General features: G+C 71.0%; 16 protein-coding genes and 5 tRNA genes. 8 read left to right on the forward strand and 13 right to left on the reverse strand.

What is annotated here, in order from left to right; translation table 11 throughout:
- Window positions 1-428: 428 nt before the first annotated feature.
- On the forward strand, window positions 429-986 hold the full coding sequence (locus ACFWBQ_RS03480) for a CGNR zinc finger domain-containing protein (RefSeq protein WP_385483435.1): 558 nt from the start codon (window positions 429-431) through the stop codon (window positions 984-986).
- Between the two features lie 151 nt (window positions 987-1,137).
- Here ACFWBQ_RS03480 and ACFWBQ_RS03485 read toward each other — a convergent pair whose 3' ends face one another.
- The 3 genes from ACFWBQ_RS03485 to ACFWBQ_RS03495 all read right to left on the reverse strand — a co-directional run bounded on the left by ACFWBQ_RS03485 (window position 1,138) and on the right by ACFWBQ_RS03495 (window position 3,237).
- Entirely contained in the window at window positions 1,138-1,293 is a 156-nt protein-coding gene (locus ACFWBQ_RS03485) for a hypothetical protein (protein WP_385483437.1), read from the reverse strand.
- A gap of 172 nt (window positions 1,294-1,465) precedes the next feature.
- Complete coding sequence (locus ACFWBQ_RS03490; protein WP_385483439.1) at window positions 1,466-2,485, reverse strand: LacI family DNA-binding transcriptional regulator; 1,020 nt, start codon at window positions 2,483-2,485, stop codon at window positions 1,466-1,468.
- A 290-nt stretch (window positions 2,486-2,775) separates the two neighbouring features.
- Entirely contained in the window at window positions 2,776-3,237 is a 462-nt protein-coding gene (locus ACFWBQ_RS03495; protein ID WP_385483441.1) for a hypothetical protein, read from the reverse strand.
- A 155-nt stretch (window positions 3,238-3,392) separates the two neighbouring features.
- On the opposite strand from ACFWBQ_RS03495, the gene ACFWBQ_RS03500 reads away from it, so the two are divergent.
- Window positions 3,393-3,908 carry a DsbA family protein gene (locus tag ACFWBQ_RS03500; RefSeq protein WP_385483443.1) on the forward strand — a complete coding sequence of 172 codons (516 nt, stop codon included), beginning with the start codon at window positions 3,393-3,395 and terminating at the stop codon, window positions 3,906-3,908.
- Window positions 3,909-3,969: 61 nt separating this feature from the next.
- Here the strand turns inward: ACFWBQ_RS03500 and ACFWBQ_RS03505 are convergent, their stop codons facing one another.
- Genes ACFWBQ_RS03505 through ACFWBQ_RS03515 form a run of 3 tightly spaced genes read right to left on the reverse strand, consistent with a single transcriptional unit; the run spans window position 3,970 to window position 6,714 of the window.
- Window positions 3,970-4,806 (reverse strand): GNAT family N-acetyltransferase, encoded by an 837-nt coding sequence (locus ACFWBQ_RS03505; protein WP_385483444.1) that lies wholly within the window; start codon window positions 4,804-4,806, stop codon window positions 3,970-3,972.
- A 55-nt stretch (window positions 4,807-4,861) separates the two neighbouring features.
- A complete protein-coding gene (locus tag ACFWBQ_RS03510) occupies window positions 4,862-5,683 on the reverse strand; it encodes an aminotransferase class IV (protein ID WP_385483446.1) in 822 nt (273 codons plus the stop codon).
- On the reverse strand, window positions 5,680-6,714 hold the full coding sequence (locus tag ACFWBQ_RS03515; RefSeq protein WP_385483988.1) for a chorismate-binding protein: 1,035 nt from the start codon (window positions 6,712-6,714) through the stop codon (window positions 5,680-5,682). The genes ACFWBQ_RS03510 and ACFWBQ_RS03515 overlap by 4 nt, the downstream gene beginning before the upstream one ends.
- 163 nt (window positions 6,715-6,877) lie before the next feature.
- Between ACFWBQ_RS03515 and ACFWBQ_RS03520 the strand changes: the two genes are divergently transcribed.
- The 5 genes from ACFWBQ_RS03520 (at window position 6,878) to ACFWBQ_RS03540 (ending at window position 7,321) form a co-directional block, all read left to right on the forward strand.
- Window positions 6,878-6,950: transfer RNA gene (locus tag ACFWBQ_RS03520), tRNA-Gly, on the forward strand.
- Window positions 6,951-6,988: 38 nt separating this feature from the next.
- Window positions 6,989-7,062: transfer RNA gene (locus ACFWBQ_RS03525), tRNA-Cys, on the forward strand.
- A 1-nt stretch (window position 7,063) separates the two neighbouring features.
- Window positions 7,064-7,135, forward strand: a tRNA-Val gene (locus ACFWBQ_RS03530).
- A 19-nt stretch (window positions 7,136-7,154) separates the two neighbouring features.
- Window positions 7,155-7,226 (forward strand) — tRNA-Val (locus ACFWBQ_RS03535).
- A gap of 23 nt (window positions 7,227-7,249) precedes the next feature.
- Window positions 7,250-7,321, forward strand: a tRNA-Val gene (locus ACFWBQ_RS03540).
- A 153-nt stretch (window positions 7,322-7,474) separates the two neighbouring features.
- On the opposite strand, the gene ACFWBQ_RS03545 is transcribed toward ACFWBQ_RS03540, so the two are convergent.
- The 5 genes from ACFWBQ_RS03545 to ACFWBQ_RS03565 all read right to left on the reverse strand — a co-directional run bounded on the left by ACFWBQ_RS03545 (window position 7,475) and on the right by ACFWBQ_RS03565 (window position 11,272).
- Window positions 7,475-8,824, reverse strand: a complete 1,350-nt coding sequence (locus ACFWBQ_RS03545) for an OFA family MFS transporter (RefSeq protein WP_385483448.1) — start codon at window positions 8,822-8,824, stop codon at window positions 7,475-7,477.
- 119 nt (window positions 8,825-8,943) lie between these two features.
- On the reverse strand, window positions 8,944-9,237 hold the full coding sequence (locus ACFWBQ_RS03550; protein ID WP_385483449.1) for a zf-TFIIB domain-containing protein: 294 nt from the start codon (window positions 9,235-9,237) through the stop codon (window positions 8,944-8,946).
- Between the two features lie 65 nt (window positions 9,238-9,302).
- Window positions 9,303-10,361: a phosphotransferase enzyme family protein gene (locus ACFWBQ_RS03555; RefSeq protein ID WP_385483451.1), complete on the reverse strand. Its 1,059-nt coding sequence runs from the start codon at window positions 10,359-10,361 to the stop codon at window positions 9,303-9,305.
- 258 nt (window positions 10,362-10,619) lie between these two features.
- A complete protein-coding gene (locus ACFWBQ_RS03560) occupies window positions 10,620-10,826 on the reverse strand; it encodes a hypothetical protein (protein WP_329212877.1) in 207 nt (68 codons plus the stop codon).
- A gap of 188 nt (window positions 10,827-11,014) precedes the next feature.
- Complete coding sequence (locus ACFWBQ_RS03565; protein WP_385483453.1) at window positions 11,015-11,272, reverse strand: hypothetical protein; 258 nt, start codon at window positions 11,270-11,272, stop codon at window positions 11,015-11,017.
- Window positions 11,273-11,478: 206 nt separating this feature from the next.
- Here ACFWBQ_RS03565 and ACFWBQ_RS03570 point away from each other — a divergent pair, with 206 nt between their 5' ends.
- Window positions 11,479-12,825, forward strand: a complete 1,347-nt coding sequence (locus ACFWBQ_RS03570) for a protein kinase (RefSeq protein ID WP_385483454.1) — start codon at window positions 11,479-11,481, stop codon at window positions 12,823-12,825.
- Here the strand turns inward: ACFWBQ_RS03570 and ACFWBQ_RS03575 are convergent.
- Both ACFWBQ_RS03575 and cobA read right to left on the reverse strand, forming a co-directional pair.
- A complete protein-coding gene (locus ACFWBQ_RS03575; protein WP_385483456.1) occupies window positions 12,798-13,622 on the reverse strand; it encodes a TrmH family RNA methyltransferase in 825 nt (274 codons plus the stop codon). The genes ACFWBQ_RS03570 and ACFWBQ_RS03575 overlap by 28 nt on opposite strands.
- On the reverse strand, window positions 13,615-14,880 hold the full coding sequence (gene cobA / locus ACFWBQ_RS03580) for a uroporphyrinogen-III C-methyltransferase (protein ID WP_385483457.1): 1,266 nt from the start codon (window positions 14,878-14,880) through the stop codon (window positions 13,615-13,617). The genes ACFWBQ_RS03575 and cobA overlap by 8 nt, the downstream gene beginning before the upstream one ends.
- Window positions 14,881-15,071: the final 191 nt, after the last annotated feature.

Below are 15,071 nucleotides of genomic sequence, written 5' to 3' on the forward strand. Positions count from 1 at the left end.
GCCTGGCCGAGCGCTGACCCTGGCCGAGCGCTGCGGGCCGCCGCCCGACTCGGGGTTGACGGCGTCGCGCGGAAACCCCCATACGCCAGACACCGGCGCCGTCGCCGCGTAACCCCCCGCGGCGACGGCGTCGGCGCGCGCGCCCGGGACCGGTCCCGGGGCTCCCCGGCGCGGATGCCCCGGGGACTGATGGTTTCGGTTCCGATGGGCGACCCCACACGCCTCACCTGCCCCACAGGCACCGGGGTGACCGCCGAGCGCCCCCCAGGGCCGCCAGGAAGACGTCACAGGCTCCGGCGACACGCCCGACCGCCAAAGGTCCTCCCGCTCGCCGGCAAGCCCGTACCGGGCCCGTGGCGCCTTCGCCGAGCCAGTAGAGTCACCCGGCATCGGCGGGCGCCCGCCCGCCGGAGGCCAGGGAGCGAAGCGTGCTGATCCCACACGACACCCGGATCGCCCTCGACACGGTGGTCGATCTGGTGAACACCGCGCCGGAGAGCGAGCCGGCCGACGGGCTCCCCGACGTCGATGCGCTCTACGACTTCGCGGAGCGCCATCTCATCAGCGGCGTGGGCGAGCTCGGCGAGAAGGACCTGCGCGCCGTGCAGGACGTACGGAGCCGGTTCGCCGAGATATTCGCGGCGCCCGATGCCCGTACCGCGGCCGATCTCGTCAACCGGCTGGTGGCCGCCGCGGGCACCACCCCGCAGCTCACGAACCACGACGGCTACGACTGGCACGTCCACTACTTCGCGCCGGACGCCTCCGTCTCGGACCATCTCGCGGCCGACTGCGGCATGGCGCTGGCCTTCATCGTCGTGGCGGGCGAACAGGAGCGGCTGCGTCGGTGCGAGGCGCCGGACTGTCGGCGCGCGTTCGTCGATCTGTCCCGCAACCGCTCCCGTCGCTACTGCTCCAGCCGCACCTGCGGCAATCGGCTCCATGTCGCCGCGTACCGGGCCCGGCGCAGGGAAGCGGCGCGCTGACGATCGCCTCGCACGCCGGACGGGCCGCCTTCGCACCGAGCCCCTCCGGACCGGCCGTCGACAGGACGGCCCTCCGCAGGGGACGGCCCTTTGCAGGGTCGGCCCTTTGCAGGATGGCGGGCGGAGCGGCGGGCCCGGGGCCGATGCCCGCTCACAGCAGAAAAAGATCATGCAGCGCGGCCATCAGCAGCAGGCTGCCGATCACCGTCAGAAAGATCATCAGGGGTGGCTGGGACAGCGCGAAGAGGCAGCCACGCGGCTCTTCGGCAGGGGGTGCAGGGGCCTCGCCCCGGAATGTGTCCACCATCTCGAAGCGATCATGACGCAGAGGCACCCCTGTTGGCGATCAACACGCTTTTTCGCGCGGGGAGTTCACCCCCCACCCACTGGGGGGATTCGCTCCCGCGTCCGATCCGCCGTCACACATTCGCACCGGCCGGCCACGGCCCGTAGACCCCGCTCCGGGCGCGGTGCGGGGGTCAGCGCGGAGCGGCGCTGGAAGCGCGTACGACGAGCTCCGGCTGGAGCACCACACTGCGGTGCCGGTGACTGCCGTCCCCGTCGTCCGCCTCCTCGAGGAGGAGCTCCGCCGCCATCCTGCCCATGACCACGGCGGGCTGCCTGACCGAGGTCAGCGGCACGGCGGCGGCTGCGGCGAACTCGATGTCGTCGTAACCGACGATGGCGACATCCTGCGGCACCCGGACACCCGCTGCGTAGAGCGACTGAAGGACACCGAGCGCCAGCAGGTCGTTGGCGCAGAAGACGGCGGTCGGCCGCGGCACGAGACCGAGCAGCCGGGCTCCGGCATCCCGGCCCGCCGCCACGTCCAGTCGGTCGGACGGGATCTCGACGAGCGCCTCGGGGCCGAGTCCGGCCTCGGCCAGGGCGGAGAGGGCTCCCTCGCGGCGGTCCCTGATCTGGTGCAGGTCGCCGGGGCCGCTGACATAGGCGACGGAGCGGTGTCCCGCGGAGACGAGGTGCCCGACGGCAAGCTTGCCGCCGCGTACGTCGTCGACGGAGACGGCGCAGGTCTCCGCGCCCGGAGCCACCCGGTCCACGAGCACGTACGGAATCCGGTGGCGGGCGAACGCCTCGAGGTTGCCGCCGGTGGCGTCGGCCGGGGTGACGAGCACCCCGCAGACGCGCTGTTCGGCGAAGAGCCCGAGGTACTCGGCCTCCTCCTCCGGGCTCTGGCCGCTGTTGCACACCATCACGCCGAGGCCGGCGTCCCGGGCCGCGCGTTCCGCACCGCGGGCGATGTCGACGAAGAAGGGGTTGCCCATGTCGAGGACGAGCAGGGCCATGATCCGGCTGCGGCCGGCCCTCAGTTGCCTGGCCGACTCACTGCGTACGTAGCCGAGCTCCTCGATCGCCGCCAGCACCCGGGCGCGGGTGTCCGGAAGCACCGCCTCGGGGCGGTTGATCACATTGGAGACCGTACCCACCGAGACTCCGGCCTGCCGGGCCACATCCTTGATCCCTGCCACACGCCCCACTTGCCCTGCCCCACTGATGCGTCCGGCCGCCGCGCATCGGCGCGGCGTATCCCTGTCCTGCCGACGGCAACCGGCGTGTTCCGCCGGCCTGTCGTCCTTACCCTGCGGCCCAGGAATGAATTGTTTCAATCCGTCCGGGACGCTAGCTCCATCCGCCACATACCGTCAAGATCGGATCGAAGCAACCCCGAATATACCGACGCCCGAGTCCGGCACGAGCGGCTCGCGTACGGTTCCCGCGCATGAATCGATTCATATTGCAGCCATCTCACCGCGCCCGGCACGCCCTGTCAGATGCCGTGCTTCTTCAGGATCGCCTCGATATCGCTGAAGTCCTCACCGGGCGCGGCGGACGGCTGGGGCTTCTTCGGCCGGTCCTGCGGCTGCGGGCGGGCAGTCGTATGCGCGGACGTCAGCGAGGGCGTCGACGCGGCCGGGGACACGGCGTCGCCCCGCGACGCAGCCCGCGCAGCCTTGCGTTCCTTGCGGGTGGATCCACCACGGCGCTCCACGGACCGCGTGGTCATGAAGAGCAGCCACGCCAGCGCGAGCAGTGCGAAGCCGATCCAGACGCTGGGCTTGAACACGATGTCGGACACCCACTCGACGACACCGGTCATCACGAGGCCGACAGGCACCAGCGAATAGGCGGCGATCCTGGTCGCCGCGAGGAATCGCTTGCGGTACGCGGTGATCGCGGCGATGCCCAGGCCTGCCGCCGACACCGCGGAACAGATGGTCTCGGCAAGCATCGGTGCCTCCAGCGCATCGGGAAACGTCCCTTCCATCCTGCACCGGTCACCGGCTGCGGGGCCACGGCCCCGGGCCACATCAGGGACTTTTCAGGGCTGCGGTCCTCCCCAGGTCCCGATTGGGAAGCGCGGGTCCGGCCTGAAAGACTGATCCCATGAGCGATTCCACCCCCGCAGCCCCGGTCGTCCTGGACATCTGGTGCGAGCTCGAGTGCCCCGACTGCCATCAGGCCCTCTCCGACGTCCGTGCCCTTCGCGCCCGCTACGGCGACCGGCTGGAGATCCGGCTGCGCCACTTCCCGCTGGAGAAGCACAAGCACGCGTACGCCGCGGCGCAGGCTGCCGAGGAGGCCGTCGAGCAGGGCGAGGGATGGCCCTACATCGAGGCCGTATTGGCCCGTACCGCTGATCTCGCCCGCGCCGGTGAGCCCCTGTTGCTCGACGTGGCACGCGAACTGGGACTGGACGCCGAGGAGTTCGACACGGCACTGATCGACGGCCGGCACATGCTGATCGTCGACGCGGACCAGGCCGAGGGCAAGGCGATCGGAGTCACCGGGACCCCGACGTATGTGATCGCTGACGAGCGGCTGGACGGCGGCAGGAGCCAGGAAGGGCTGCGCGAGCGGATCGAGGAGATCGCCGACCGCCTGCTCGCCGACCGCGACTGACCACAGAGGTCGCGATGGCCGCGAGTGACCACAAGGGTCGCGATGGCCGGAAGCGACCGGCCTACAACGCCTTGGCCAGGTTGTACTGGGTCGGCTCGTAGCCGAGCGACTCGTACAGCCGCAACGCGGGCGTGTTGGACGCGAAGACATGCAGGCCGAGCCTGCCGAGCCCCACGTCGAACGTGATGCTTTCGGCACGGTGCATCAGCGCACGGCCGTATCCGTGTCCGCGGTGCTCCCCTTTGACCTCGACATCGAAGACGTAACCGATCGCCTCGCCCTGCGGCGTCTCGCGCCGCGCCACCCAGACATAGCCGATGACGTCGCCGCCGCGGACGAGGACGTGGAAGTGCGTGCCCTCGGTGGCCAGGCCGTCCGGCAGGATCGTGGCGATGTCGGTCTCCGACTTCCGCCGGGCCTGCTCCGCCGGGACGCCCCGCTCGATCCAGTCCTGCGCATACGTCTCGACGCTGGTGCCCGCCCACTCGGCGAATTCCTGGTCGCTCATGGGGCGTCCGGTGACCCCGTCCGGGAGTGAGGGTGCGGTCCGCCGGAGCTCCTTGATCATGTTCCGGCTGCGCTCGGTGTAACCGAGTACGGTCGCGAGCCCCCGGGCGGCCTCGTTGTCCGCGGGAGCCACCAGACGGACCTGGGTGCAGCCCCAGCTGCGCAGCACCTCCTCCGCGGCGAGGGCCGCGATGGTGCCCCGGCCCCGCCTGCGGTGCGGCTCTTCGATGCGCAGCGAATGGACGATGCCGGCCGACGCGCCGAACGCCGGATCGGTGGTGATCGCGACGGAACCGACGGGACGCCCGTTGTCGCACACGTCGTAGTTGCGTGCCCGTGCGCCGTCGGCGCCTTGCTGGATCGGCCCGGTCGGCCGGAGGGTCGTGGTCATCAGGGGTGTTCTATCCGCTGCGCCGCGGTCCGTCACCTGTTTTTGCCGGCCGGGCTCAGGGATCGAGGTCGTCCCCCGCGCGCTCGTCGAAGATCCGCATCGCCTTCGCGGTCACCGGTCCCGGCGCGCCCGGCAGCTCCCGTCCGTCCACCCGGTGAACGGCCTGGATGTCGCGGAGCGTGGAGGTCAGGAAGACCTCCTCGGCCTGCTCGAGGATGTCCAGCGGCAGGTCGGTCTCCTGCGCACCGGTCCACTCCACGGCCAGTGCGCGGGTGATGCCGGCCAGGCATCCGGAGGTGACGGGAGGGGTGTGGATATGGCCGTCGAGCACGACGAAGACATTGGATCCGGTGCCCTCGCAGAGCTGCCCGACCGTGTTGGCGAAGAGCGCCTCGGAGGCGCCCTGCTCGTGGGCGCGCGCGAGGGCGACGACGTTCTCGGCGTACGAGGTGGTCTTGAGACCGGTCACCGCGCTGCGTTCGTTGCGCGTCCAGGGGACGGTGATCACGGCCGTGCTGTCGGGACGGCGCGCGGTCTCGCCCAGCGCGACGATGAGGCTCGGACCCGCGTCGCCACGTTCGGAGCCGAGAGGCGAGAGGCCGCCGGTGTACGTGATCCGCAGCCGGCCGAGCGTCATGGGATTGGCCGCGATGACGGCCTCCGAGGCCCGGCGGACCTCGTCCGGGTCGGGGTCGGGCAGGCCGAGACCCCGTGCCGAGCGTGTCAGCCGGTCGAGATGCCGGGTGACGGCGAAGGGGCGGCCTCCGGCGACCCTGACCGTCTCGAAGATGCCGTCCCCCACGGTCAGCCCGTGATCGAACACGGACACCCGTGCGTCATCGGCGTCCCGGAGTTCACCGTTGACCCAAATTCTCATGACGCGGTCCTTCCTGTCTCCTCGTAGGCGCCCGACGCTACAGCGAGCAGCCGGGACGCCTTCAGCTCGGTCTCCGCCCATTCACGCTGCGGGTCGGATCCCCAGGTGATGCCGGCTCCGGTACCGAAGCGCAGCAAGGGTGCGCTGCCCGTGCGGTCGATCCAGAAGGTCCGTATGCCGACGGCCAGTCCTGCGGTTCTCCGGTCCGCGTCGACCCAGCCGATTCCTCCGCAGTACGGGCCGCGCGGCGATGTCTCCAGGGCGTCGATGATCCGCAGCGCACTGGACTTGGGGGCACCGGTGACGGACCCGGGCGGGAACGCGGCGGCGAGCAGCTCCGGCCAGCCTGCGCCTTCGGCCAGCCGGCAGCGCACCGTGGAGACGAGGTGGACGAGTCCGGGGTGCTTCTCCACGACGCAGAGATCGGGGACGCTCACGCTGCCGGTCGCGCAGACCCGGCCCAGGTCGTTGCGGACCAGGTCGACGATCATCACGTTCTCCGCGTGGTCCTTCTCCAGCAGGTCGCCCTCGGTTCGCCCGGTTCCCTTGATCGGCCCGGACTCGACGATCCGGCCCTCGCGCCTCAGGAAGAGTTCCGGAGAGGCCGTGGCGATCTCCACGCCCTGGGCCGGCAGCCGGATCGTGCCCGCGTAGGGGGCGGGGTTGCCGCGGGCCAGCAGGGCGGTGAGGGCATCGACGTCGGCGGCGGGGTCGGGTAGTCGTGCGGACAGGACCCGGCAGAGGTTGGCCTGGTAGACCTCGCCCGCCGCGATGTGTTCACGGATCCGCCGTACGCCGGCCAGGTAGGCGTCCTCGTCGAGCGATGAGGTCCAGTCCCGGGGTGCCGGCCCACGCCAGGCCCCGGGTACGGGAAGGGGTACCTGCTCGGTCCGTACGGTGGAGAAGCGGGCGCAGACGAGACGGCCTTCAAAATCAGCACATACAGCCCAGAAACCGGATGATTCGAGAGCCGCAGGATCGCTGGTCACATCCTGCAGGCCTGAGGCGATGAGGCCGCCGAAGCGGGCCATGGGGGCTAGGTCGTGCACTCTGGTGAGTCTAGAACGGTGCGCGGTCACCCGCGGCGGGGCGGAGGCACCGCAGCACGCTGCGCAAACGCGTTTTTGTGCTGGCCCGGGAATCCGCTAGAGTTCAACACGTCACCGGGACGCGCAAGCCGACCGGGAATGACAAGCGGACGTAGCTCAGTTGGTAGAGCGCAACCTTGCCAAGGTTGAGGTCGCCAGTTCGAACCTGGTCGTCCGCTCGCAGAAGGTGGGGGATTTTTCCCGAACCCCCATCCCTGGTGGAGTGGCCGAGAGGCGAGGCAACGGCCTGCAAAGCCGTCTACACGGGTTCAAATCCCGTCTCCACCTCCAAGGACGATTAGCTCAGCGGGAGAGCACTTCCCTGACACGGAAGGGGTCACTGGTTCAATCCCAGTATCGTCCACCGGTCCGCAAGGACCCCCGCGCGATTAGCTCAGCGGGAGAGCACTTCCCTGACACGGAAGGGGTCACTGGTTCAATCCCAGTATCGCGCACGCAGTACACGCAGGGTCACCCTGCGCGATTAGCTCAGCGGGAGAGCGCTTCCCTGACACGGAAGAGGTCACTGGTTCAATCCCAGTATCGCGCACCGTTCGAAGCCCCCGGTCGTCTCGACGACCGGGGGCTTTGTCGTGGTCCTGTGGGTCAGCCGGTGAAGAGCTGGGTGGCCTTGCGGGCCAGTTCGTACAGCCCGTAGCCGAACGGCACGGCGACCCAGAGCCAGACCAAGACCATGAGCGGCTTACGACTCCTGGTGTACACGGGGGCTCCCTTCCGGTGTCTCGTGGAAGCGCGAATGGACGGGGCGTATGCACTCGTTGGCGACGAAGCCGACGATCAGCAGCCCGATCATGATGGCCAGGGAGGTCGCGTAGAGGCTGGGACCGCTGTGGCCTGCGCGCTCCCCCGCGTCGGCGACCCTGTTGACGATCAGCGGACCGAGCACGCCCGCCGTGGACCAGGCGGTCAGCAGTCTGCCGTGGATGGCTCCCACCTGATACGTACCGAAGAGGTCCCTCAGGTAGGCGGGGGCGGTCGCGAACCCTCCTCCGTAGAAGGACAGGATCACCAGCGCGCAGCAGATGAAGAGCGGTTTGGAGTCGTTGCCGAGCTGGGCGATCATCACGTACATCAGCGCGCCGACACCGAGATAGACGCGGTACATGTTCTTGCGGCCGATCAGGTCCGAGGTGGAGGACCACAGGATGCGGCCGCCCATGTTGGCCAGCGAGAGCAGGGCGACGAAGCCGGCTGCCGCGGAGACCGAGACCGGGGTGGAGGTGTCCGCGAAGAAGTCCTGGATCATGGGCACGGCCTTCTCGAGGATGCCGATGCCCGCGGTGACATTCATGCAGAGGACCACCCACAGACACCAGAACTGCGGTGTCCGCAGGGCGTTGCGGGCGGAGACCTGGGCGCTGGTGACGAGTCTGCGGGTTTCCTGCTTCGGCTCCCAGCCGTCGGGGAGCCAGCCGTCCGGCGGTACCCGCACCAGGAGGACGCCGAGCGACATGAACGCCGCGTAGACGACGCCGTGGACGAGGAAGGCGGTCGCGATGCCCGAGCGGTCCGTACCGAAGCTCTCGAGCATGCCCGTGGACCAGGGCGAGGCGATGAGTGCGCCGCCGCCGAAGCCCATGATGGCGATGCCGGTGGCCATACCGGGGCGGTCGGGGAACCACTTGATGAGAGTGGAGACCGGAGAGATGTAACCGATGCCGAGCCCGATCCCGCCGATGAAGCCGTAGCCGAGAACGACGAGCCAGTACTGGCCGGTGGACGCACCGAGGGCGGCGACGAGGAAGCCGGAGGAGAAACAGACGAGGGAGACGAACATGGCCCAGCGGGGGCCGTTGCGTTCGACGAGCGTTCCGCCGAAGGCGGCGGAGAGGCCCAGCATCACGATGCCCAGCTGGAACGGGAGGGCACTTCCGGTGCCCGACAGCCCGAGAGCGGATTCGAGTGGGGGCTTGAACACGCTCCAGGCGTAGGCCTGTCCGATGGAGAGGTGCACGGCGAGCGCGGCGGGTGGCACGAGCCAGCGGCTCCAGCCCGGGGGTGCGACAGTTCGTGACCTGTCGAGGAAGTTCATGGCCCCGCACTCTAGGCAGCGATCATGGCCATGACTAGATCATGAACCGAACTTCGTCGACGGTATGCAATGCGGCACGCGACGGGCCCGGACGCAACGCGCCCGGGCCCCGCAGGTGTTCAGGACGAGAAGAGCATCCGGCCGAAGCTCTTCTGGCGGTGGTGTCCGTGGTGCCCGCCCTGGTGCGGCGCACCCCACGCGGGAGCCGGAGCCGCGGGATAGGCCTGCGGGGCGGCGGGATAAGCCTGGGGGGCGGGCGGGGCCTGCTGCGACCACTGCGACTCGAGGCGGGTGAGCGACTCCAGCTCGCCGTAGTCGAGGAAGATGCCCCGGCAGCCGCTGCACTGCTCGATCTGGACGCCGTTGCGGTTGTACGTGTTCATCTGGGCGTGACACTTGGGGCACTGGATCATCGGATCGGCTCCTCACCGTCGTTTCGATGTCGCCGGAATGCATGCCCGGCGGCAGTCGGTTCACCCTACGACGTGGTCTCGGCAGTCAACTCGGGCGGGAGGGACGCAATTCGGACACACGCGTCGATCATCAGCTGTTCCACCTCATCCGGACTTCGGCCCTCCGCGGCGGACTTGGCGAAGGCGAGCGCCGCCGTCTGCACCGTGAGTGCGCGCGCGGCGACGTCCAGCTCCGGCCACGGGTCCCCCTCGGCGCACACGGCGGGGCCGCCCTCGCTCCGGTAGGCGTCCAGGAAGCGCAGCCAGACCTCGGGCGGCAGCAGTCCGGCCGCGTACCAGGCAGCCGGGCGTGCCAGATCCCATGTGGGGTCGCCGAGGCCCGCGTCGTCGACGTCGATCAGCAGCCAGGGACCGTGCGGGGCCGGGTGGCGGACGAGCTGGCCGAGGTGCAGATCTCCGTGACAGACGAATCGGGCCCGGGGTCCGGTGGCCGGGGCCTCGTCCCGGGCCCAGGCAGGCAGGCTGCGCCAGGCGGCGAGCACCGGAGCGATGTCCGGGTCGCCCGCCCGGGCCGCGCACATCCGCGCGACGGCCCGGGCGGCCTTGGCAGGCCCGCGCATGGGCGGCAGCGGATGGGGCGGGGCAGTGCGGTGCAATCGGGCCAGGAGAACGCCTGCTTCCTCCCAGGGGGCGGCATCGGGGTCCGCGGGATCGACGGGTTCGCCGTGCGGCCAGAGGCTGACGGGACGGCCGTCGGGCGTCACCCCGGACAGGACGGCCGAGGGCACGCCCGCCGTGCGGCTCGACGCGGGGTGCGCTGCGGGGTGCGCTGCGGGGTGCGCTGCGGGGTCCGGCGCCCCGCGGGGTGCGGGGACCGGCAAGGGCGGGAGCAGGATGCCCGTGAGGAGCGGTGCCGCGGCCAGGGCGAGGCGGGCCGCCAGGCCCGGAGGGTCGGTGTCCGGGGCGTGCGCCTTGGCCACCACCGGCCCGCTACGGACCACCGTCCCGTCGGGCCGGTCCGCGAGCACCCGGGGCGGGGCGCAGTCGCACGCGGCGGCCCACGCATGACTGCCGGCATGGGCGAGGTCGCCCAGTACGCGAACGACAGGGGTGGTGGTGGTCATCGGTTCGGCTCCCCCGGCGGTGATCGGCCGGCCCAGTGGCAGGTCCCTGCGACGAGCGTACGGGGCACGGACCGAGAGGCTGCCGGGTGACCTCGGGGCAGTGGCCGCCCGGCAGTTCCAAGAGGCCCCGGACAGCGCGATGTCCGGCCAGCTCCCCAGCTGGCCGGACAAACGCTGCCGTCCGCCGCACCCCCGTCCCCACGGGGTTGTTGGCCGGATGTCCTGGCCCGGACCGCTCTTCCGGACCCGGGACGCCGCTCAGCGCCCCAGCATCACGCCCACGGACGACGCCTGTGTGACCACTGCGTCCCAGCCGCCGAAGACGACTACGAGCAGGGCCGCCAGAGGAAGAACCATGGCTGTCGCCACCAGGGGGTGGCGCGTACCGGACGGGCGTGCACCGAACGAGGCGTATGCCCTGCGTCCCTGTGCGCGGATCATGGTCCGCGTTGCCGTGTCCGCCATGGTTCCTCTCCTGACCTGATTCGGAGCGGCGGGCGTTTGACCTCGGGGGACGAGTTCTGCGCCCGCCGCTTGACTTCAACATTAGGGAGACGGGAGGCCTCGGGCGTCATGCCCGCGTACTGATTACCGGGCCTCCCGGAGGATGAGCCGTCGGCATTCGGTGTACTCCCCTGGGTGGAGATCCGGCGCTAAGCCTTGGGGTCATCCCGGAGGGGGCGCTCGGAGGCGTCCTCCCTGGGGACCGGTTGTTCGACCAGGGCGAGCACCCTGGTCGCCATGAAACGGGCGGTACGGACAACTGATCCACTTCGGGTGACTTCACTCACTTCCACCACCCCCCGACGGACTGCTGTCTCCACCCGGCGGCCTGCCCTGGAGGCCACCACCTCGTACGTCCGAGTCGTGTCTCCCGCGTCCACGACTATCTCCACGCGATCGCCCTTCATTGATCCAATCCCCCTTCTGCGACGGTCCTTTGAGATCTCGCACGGGTCACAGGGCCTGGATCTCCGGCTCCCTGACCACTCCTCAATTCTCCCACCGGGCACTGACAATCGATGGGCGGAGGAGGGCGCGGCCTCTGAGCGCGCCGCGCCACGGGTACGTAAGCTGTGCCTCGTCAGGCGGACCAGGCAGCGGGGATGGGCAGACGATGGCGATGATGCGGCTCCGGCGCGAGGACCCGCGTGTCGTCGGCTCGTTCAGGCTTCACCGACGGCTCGGTGCGGGCGGCATGGGTGTGGTCTATCTGGGTTCCGACCGCAGGGGCCAGCGGGTTGCCCTCAAGGTGATTCGGCCGGATCTGGCGGAGGACCAGGAGTTCCGTTCGCGTTTCGCGCGCGAGGTGTCCGCCGCACGCCGGATCCGCGGCGGCTGTACGGCGCGTCTGGTGGCCGCTGATCTGGAGGCGGACCGCCCGTGGTTCGCGACGCAGTACGTCCCTGGACCTTCGCTGCACGACAAGGTCGTCGAGGAGGGACCGCTGTCGGCGGCCGAGGTGGCCTCGATCGGTGCGGCCCTGTCCGAGGGCCTGGTGGCGGTGCACGAGGCCGGGGTCGTACACCGTGATCTGAAGCCGTCGAACATCCTCCTCTCCCCCAAGGGCCCCCGGATCATCGACTTCGGTATCGCCTGGGCGACCGGGGCGAGCACGCTCACCCATGTCGGAACGGCCGTCGGCTCGCCGGGCTTCCTGGCGCCCGAGCAGGTGCGCGGAGCGGCGGTGACGCCCGCCACGGACGTGTTCTCGCTGGGGGCCACCCTGGCGTACGCGGCGATGGCCGATTCGCCCTTCGGGCACGGCAGTTCCGAGGTGATGCTCTACCGCGTGGTGCACGAGGAACCGCATCTTTCCGATGTGCACGATGCGCTCGCTCCGCTGGTGCGCGCCTGCCTGGCGAAGGACCCCGAGGAGCGGCCCAGCACTTTGCAGCTCTCGATGCGGCTCAAGGAGATCGCCGCGCGCGAGGCGCAGGGTCTGCAGGAGCGCAGGCCGCCCGCGCAGCGGGCCGAGCAGGAGCTGGACAGGCCGACCGGCCTCCTTGACGGCCCGTACACCGAGCAGCACACCCGGCGCGCGGCGGCCGGCCCCACTCCGGCGCCCCGTCCTGCTGCCGGGCGCCCTTCGTCGTCGCGCTCGGCAGCGCCCCGTACCGGCGGCTCACGCCCCCAGACTGCGCGCGGCGCCGCCCACCCCGGGAAGCGTCCGCAGGGAACCAACGGAACGAACGGCCGTCCGGGCACCCGCCCCGGGGTCCGGACGACCTCCACCGGGAAGAGCGGCAAGCGACGGCCTGCAAATCCGCGGCTGCTGCGCCAGCGGCTCGTCGTCTTCGTCGTCGTCACCCTGCTCGTGGCGCTGGGGATCGCGGCCGCGCAGGGCTGCCAGGGCCCCGCGCAAGGGCTGGGCAGTACGCCGTCACGGACTCACGACGCGTACCGGGCCGTGGATCAGCAGGTGGCGCGGGCCGGTCAGGCGGAAACGGCGCGCGTCGCGTAGAAGGCGACGGCCGAGGCCGCGGCGACGTTGAGCGAGTCGACTCCGGCGTCCATGGGGATGCGGACGTGCTCGTCCGCCGCGGCGAGCGCCTCGGGCGTGAGCCCGTCCCCCTCCGTACCGAAGACGAGCGCCAGCTTCTCGTACTCACGTGCGGCCAGCGCGTCCAGGGTGATCGACTGCTCGCTGAGGCAGAGCGCTGCGGTGGTGAAGCCGGCCGAGCGGAGCAGCTCGACGTCCTTGGGCCATGACCCGAGCCTGGTCCACGGGACCAGGAAGACGGATCCCATCGACACCTTCACCGCCCGCCGGTACAGGGGGTCGGCGCAGCGCGGGGTGAGGAGGACGGCGTCGACGCCGAGTGCTGCCGCGTTACGGAAGGCCGCCCCGAGGTTGGCGTGGTCGACGATGTCCTCGAAGACGGCCACCCGGCGGACGTTCCCGGACTCCGGGACCACGAGGGAGCCGACGTCGGGCAGCGGCTTGCGCTGCATGGAGGCGAGGGCTCCGCGGTGCACGTGATAGCCGGTGACGCGTTCGGCGAGGTCCGGGGTGACCACGTACACCGGGGCCCGGGACCCGTCGATGACATCGCGCATCACGTCGACCCACTTGGCGGAGAGCAGCATGGACCGCATCTCGTACCCGGCGTGGCCGGCTCGCCTGATGACCTTCTCGCCCTCGGCGATGAAGAGGCCTTCGGCGGGCTCGCGGCGGCGCCGGAGTTCGACGTCCGTCAGGCCGGTGTAGTCACTCAGACGCGGGTCGTCGGGGTCGTCGAGGGTGATGAGTTCAGCCACGGGGCGAAGCTTCCTCACCGGTGACCGGGCCGGGGCCGACGGCGACGACGGCTCCGATGACGATCACGGCCGGCGGACGCACGTCCTCCGCGACGACCCGCTCCCCGACGTCTCCGAGGGTCGCGTCGACCCTGCGCTGAGCGGCCGTGGTGCCCTCCTGGACCAGGGCGACCGGGGTGTCGGGGGACTTCCCGTGGGAGATGAGCGCACGGGCGATGGCGCCGATCTTGTCGACGGCCATCAGGAGGACGAGGGTGCCGCGCAGCTGTGCGAGGGCCTCCCAGTCGACGAGCGAGCGCGGGTCGTCGGGGGCCACATGCCCGCTGACCACGGTGAACTCATGGGCGACGCCGCGGTGGGTGACGGGAATGCCGGCCGCCCCCGGTACGGAGATCGAGCTGGAGATGCCGGGGACGACGGTGCACGCGATGCCTTCGGCGGCCAGCGCCTGGGCCTCCTCCATACCGCGGCCGAAGACGAAGGGGTCGCCGCCCTTGAGGCGGACGACGGCCTTGCCCGCCTTGGCGTGGTCGATCAGCGCCTGGTTGATCGCCTCCTGCGCCATGTAGCGGCCGTACGGGATCTTCGCGGCGTCGATCACCTCGACGTGCGGCGGGAGTTCGTCGAGCAGGTCGCGGGGACCGAGCCGGTCGGCGATGACCACATCGGCCTCGGCCAGGAGGCGCCGGCCCCGGACCGTGATCAGGTCGGGGTCGCCCGGGCCGCCGCCGACCAGCGCGACGCCGGGGGCACGGGTGCGGTGGTGCGGGGCGGCGAGGGTGCCGTCGCGCAGGCCCTCGACGATCGCGTCGCGGACGGCGGCGGAGTGGCGGGGGTCCCGGCCCTGCGAGGTGGTGGTGAGGACGGCGACCGTGATGCCCTCGCTGCGGCCGGTGGCCGGTGTCCAGGCAGTTGCCGCCTCCGCGTCGTCACTGCGGACGCACCAGGTGCGGGTGCGCTCCGCCTCTGCGGACGCGGCGTCGTTGGCTGCGGCGTCGGTGGACGCGACCAGGGCGTACCAGGTGTCCGCGAGGTCACCGTCCTCGTACCGGCGGCGCTCCCAGCGGATCTCACCGGCGTCGGCCATCGCCTCGACGGACGGGGTGGCGGACGGGGAGACCAGGGTGATGTCGGCGCCGGCCGCGATGAGGGCGGGCAGCCGGCGCTGCGCGACCTGGCCGCCGCCGACGACGACGACGCGGCGCCCGCTCAGGCGCAGTCCGACGGGGTAGGCAGGGTGATCGTCGTGCTCGGCCATGGCGGTGCGGGCTCCTCGTGCAGGGGTGCAGGGTGCGGTGTGCTGCGGGCCGCTGCGGCGGTGGAGCGGCTGTGACGTGCGGCTGTGGCGTGCGGGACCACGATACGGGGTGGGTGGGGGCGGGGGTGGGGTGGCTGTGCGGGTGCGGGGCGGGAGCCTGCGGCGGTTCTGCCCCCTGCCCGCCGCGCGTG

This window comes from Streptomyces sp. NPDC060035, assembly GCF_042736635.1.
Classification (GTDB): domain Bacteria; phylum Actinomycetota; class Actinomycetes; order Streptomycetales; family Streptomycetaceae; genus Streptomyces.

What these genes read in the sequence shown, in the direction of transcription:
- ACFWBQ_RS03500 (WP_385483443.1), top strand. Translation starts at nt 3,393, where the DNA reads ATGAGCGATTCCACCCCCGCAGCCCCGGTCGTCCTGGACATCTGGTGC.
- ACFWBQ_RS03485 (WP_385483437.1), bottom strand. Translation starts at nt 1,293, where the DNA reads ATGGTGGACACATTCCGGGGCGAGGCCCCTGCACCCCCTGCCGAAGAG.
- ACFWBQ_RS03495 (WP_385483441.1), bottom strand. Translation starts at nt 3,237, where the DNA reads ATGCTTGCCGAGACCATCTGTTCCGCGGTGTCGGCGGCAGGCCTGGGC.
- cobA (WP_385483457.1), bottom strand. Translation starts at nt 14,880, where the DNA reads ATGGCCGAGCACGACGATCACCCTGCCTACCCCGTCGGACTGCGCCTG.
- ACFWBQ_RS03555 (WP_385483451.1), bottom strand. Translation starts at nt 10,361, where the DNA reads ATGACCACCACCACCCCTGTCGTTCGCGTACTGGGCGACCTCGCCCAT.
- ACFWBQ_RS03570 (WP_385483454.1), top strand. Translation starts at nt 11,479, where the DNA reads ATGGCGATGATGCGGCTCCGGCGCGAGGACCCGCGTGTCGTCGGCTCG.
- ACFWBQ_RS03560 (WP_329212877.1), bottom strand. Translation starts at nt 10,826, where the DNA reads ATGGCGGACACGGCAACGCGGACCATGATCCGCGCACAGGGACGCAGG.
- ACFWBQ_RS03515 (WP_385483988.1), bottom strand. Translation starts at nt 6,714, where the DNA reads ATGGCCCGCTTCGGCGGCCTCATCGCCTCAGGCCTGCAGGATGTGACC.
- ACFWBQ_RS03510 (WP_385483446.1), bottom strand. Translation starts at nt 5,683, where the DNA reads ATGAGAATTTGGGTCAACGGTGAACTCCGGGACGCCGATGACGCACGG.
- ACFWBQ_RS03565 (WP_385483453.1), bottom strand. Translation starts at nt 11,272, where the DNA reads ATGAAGGGCGATCGCGTGGAGATAGTCGTGGACGCGGGAGACACGACT.
- ACFWBQ_RS03545 (WP_385483448.1), bottom strand. Translation starts at nt 8,824, where the DNA reads ATGAACTTCCTCGACAGGTCACGAACTGTCGCACCCCCGGGCTGGAGC.
- ACFWBQ_RS03505 (WP_385483444.1), bottom strand. Translation starts at nt 4,806, where the DNA reads ATGACCACGACCCTCCGGCCGACCGGGCCGATCCAGCAAGGCGCCGAC.
- ACFWBQ_RS03550 (WP_385483449.1), bottom strand. Translation starts at nt 9,237, where the DNA reads ATGATCCAGTGCCCCAAGTGTCACGCCCAGATGAACACGTACAACCGC.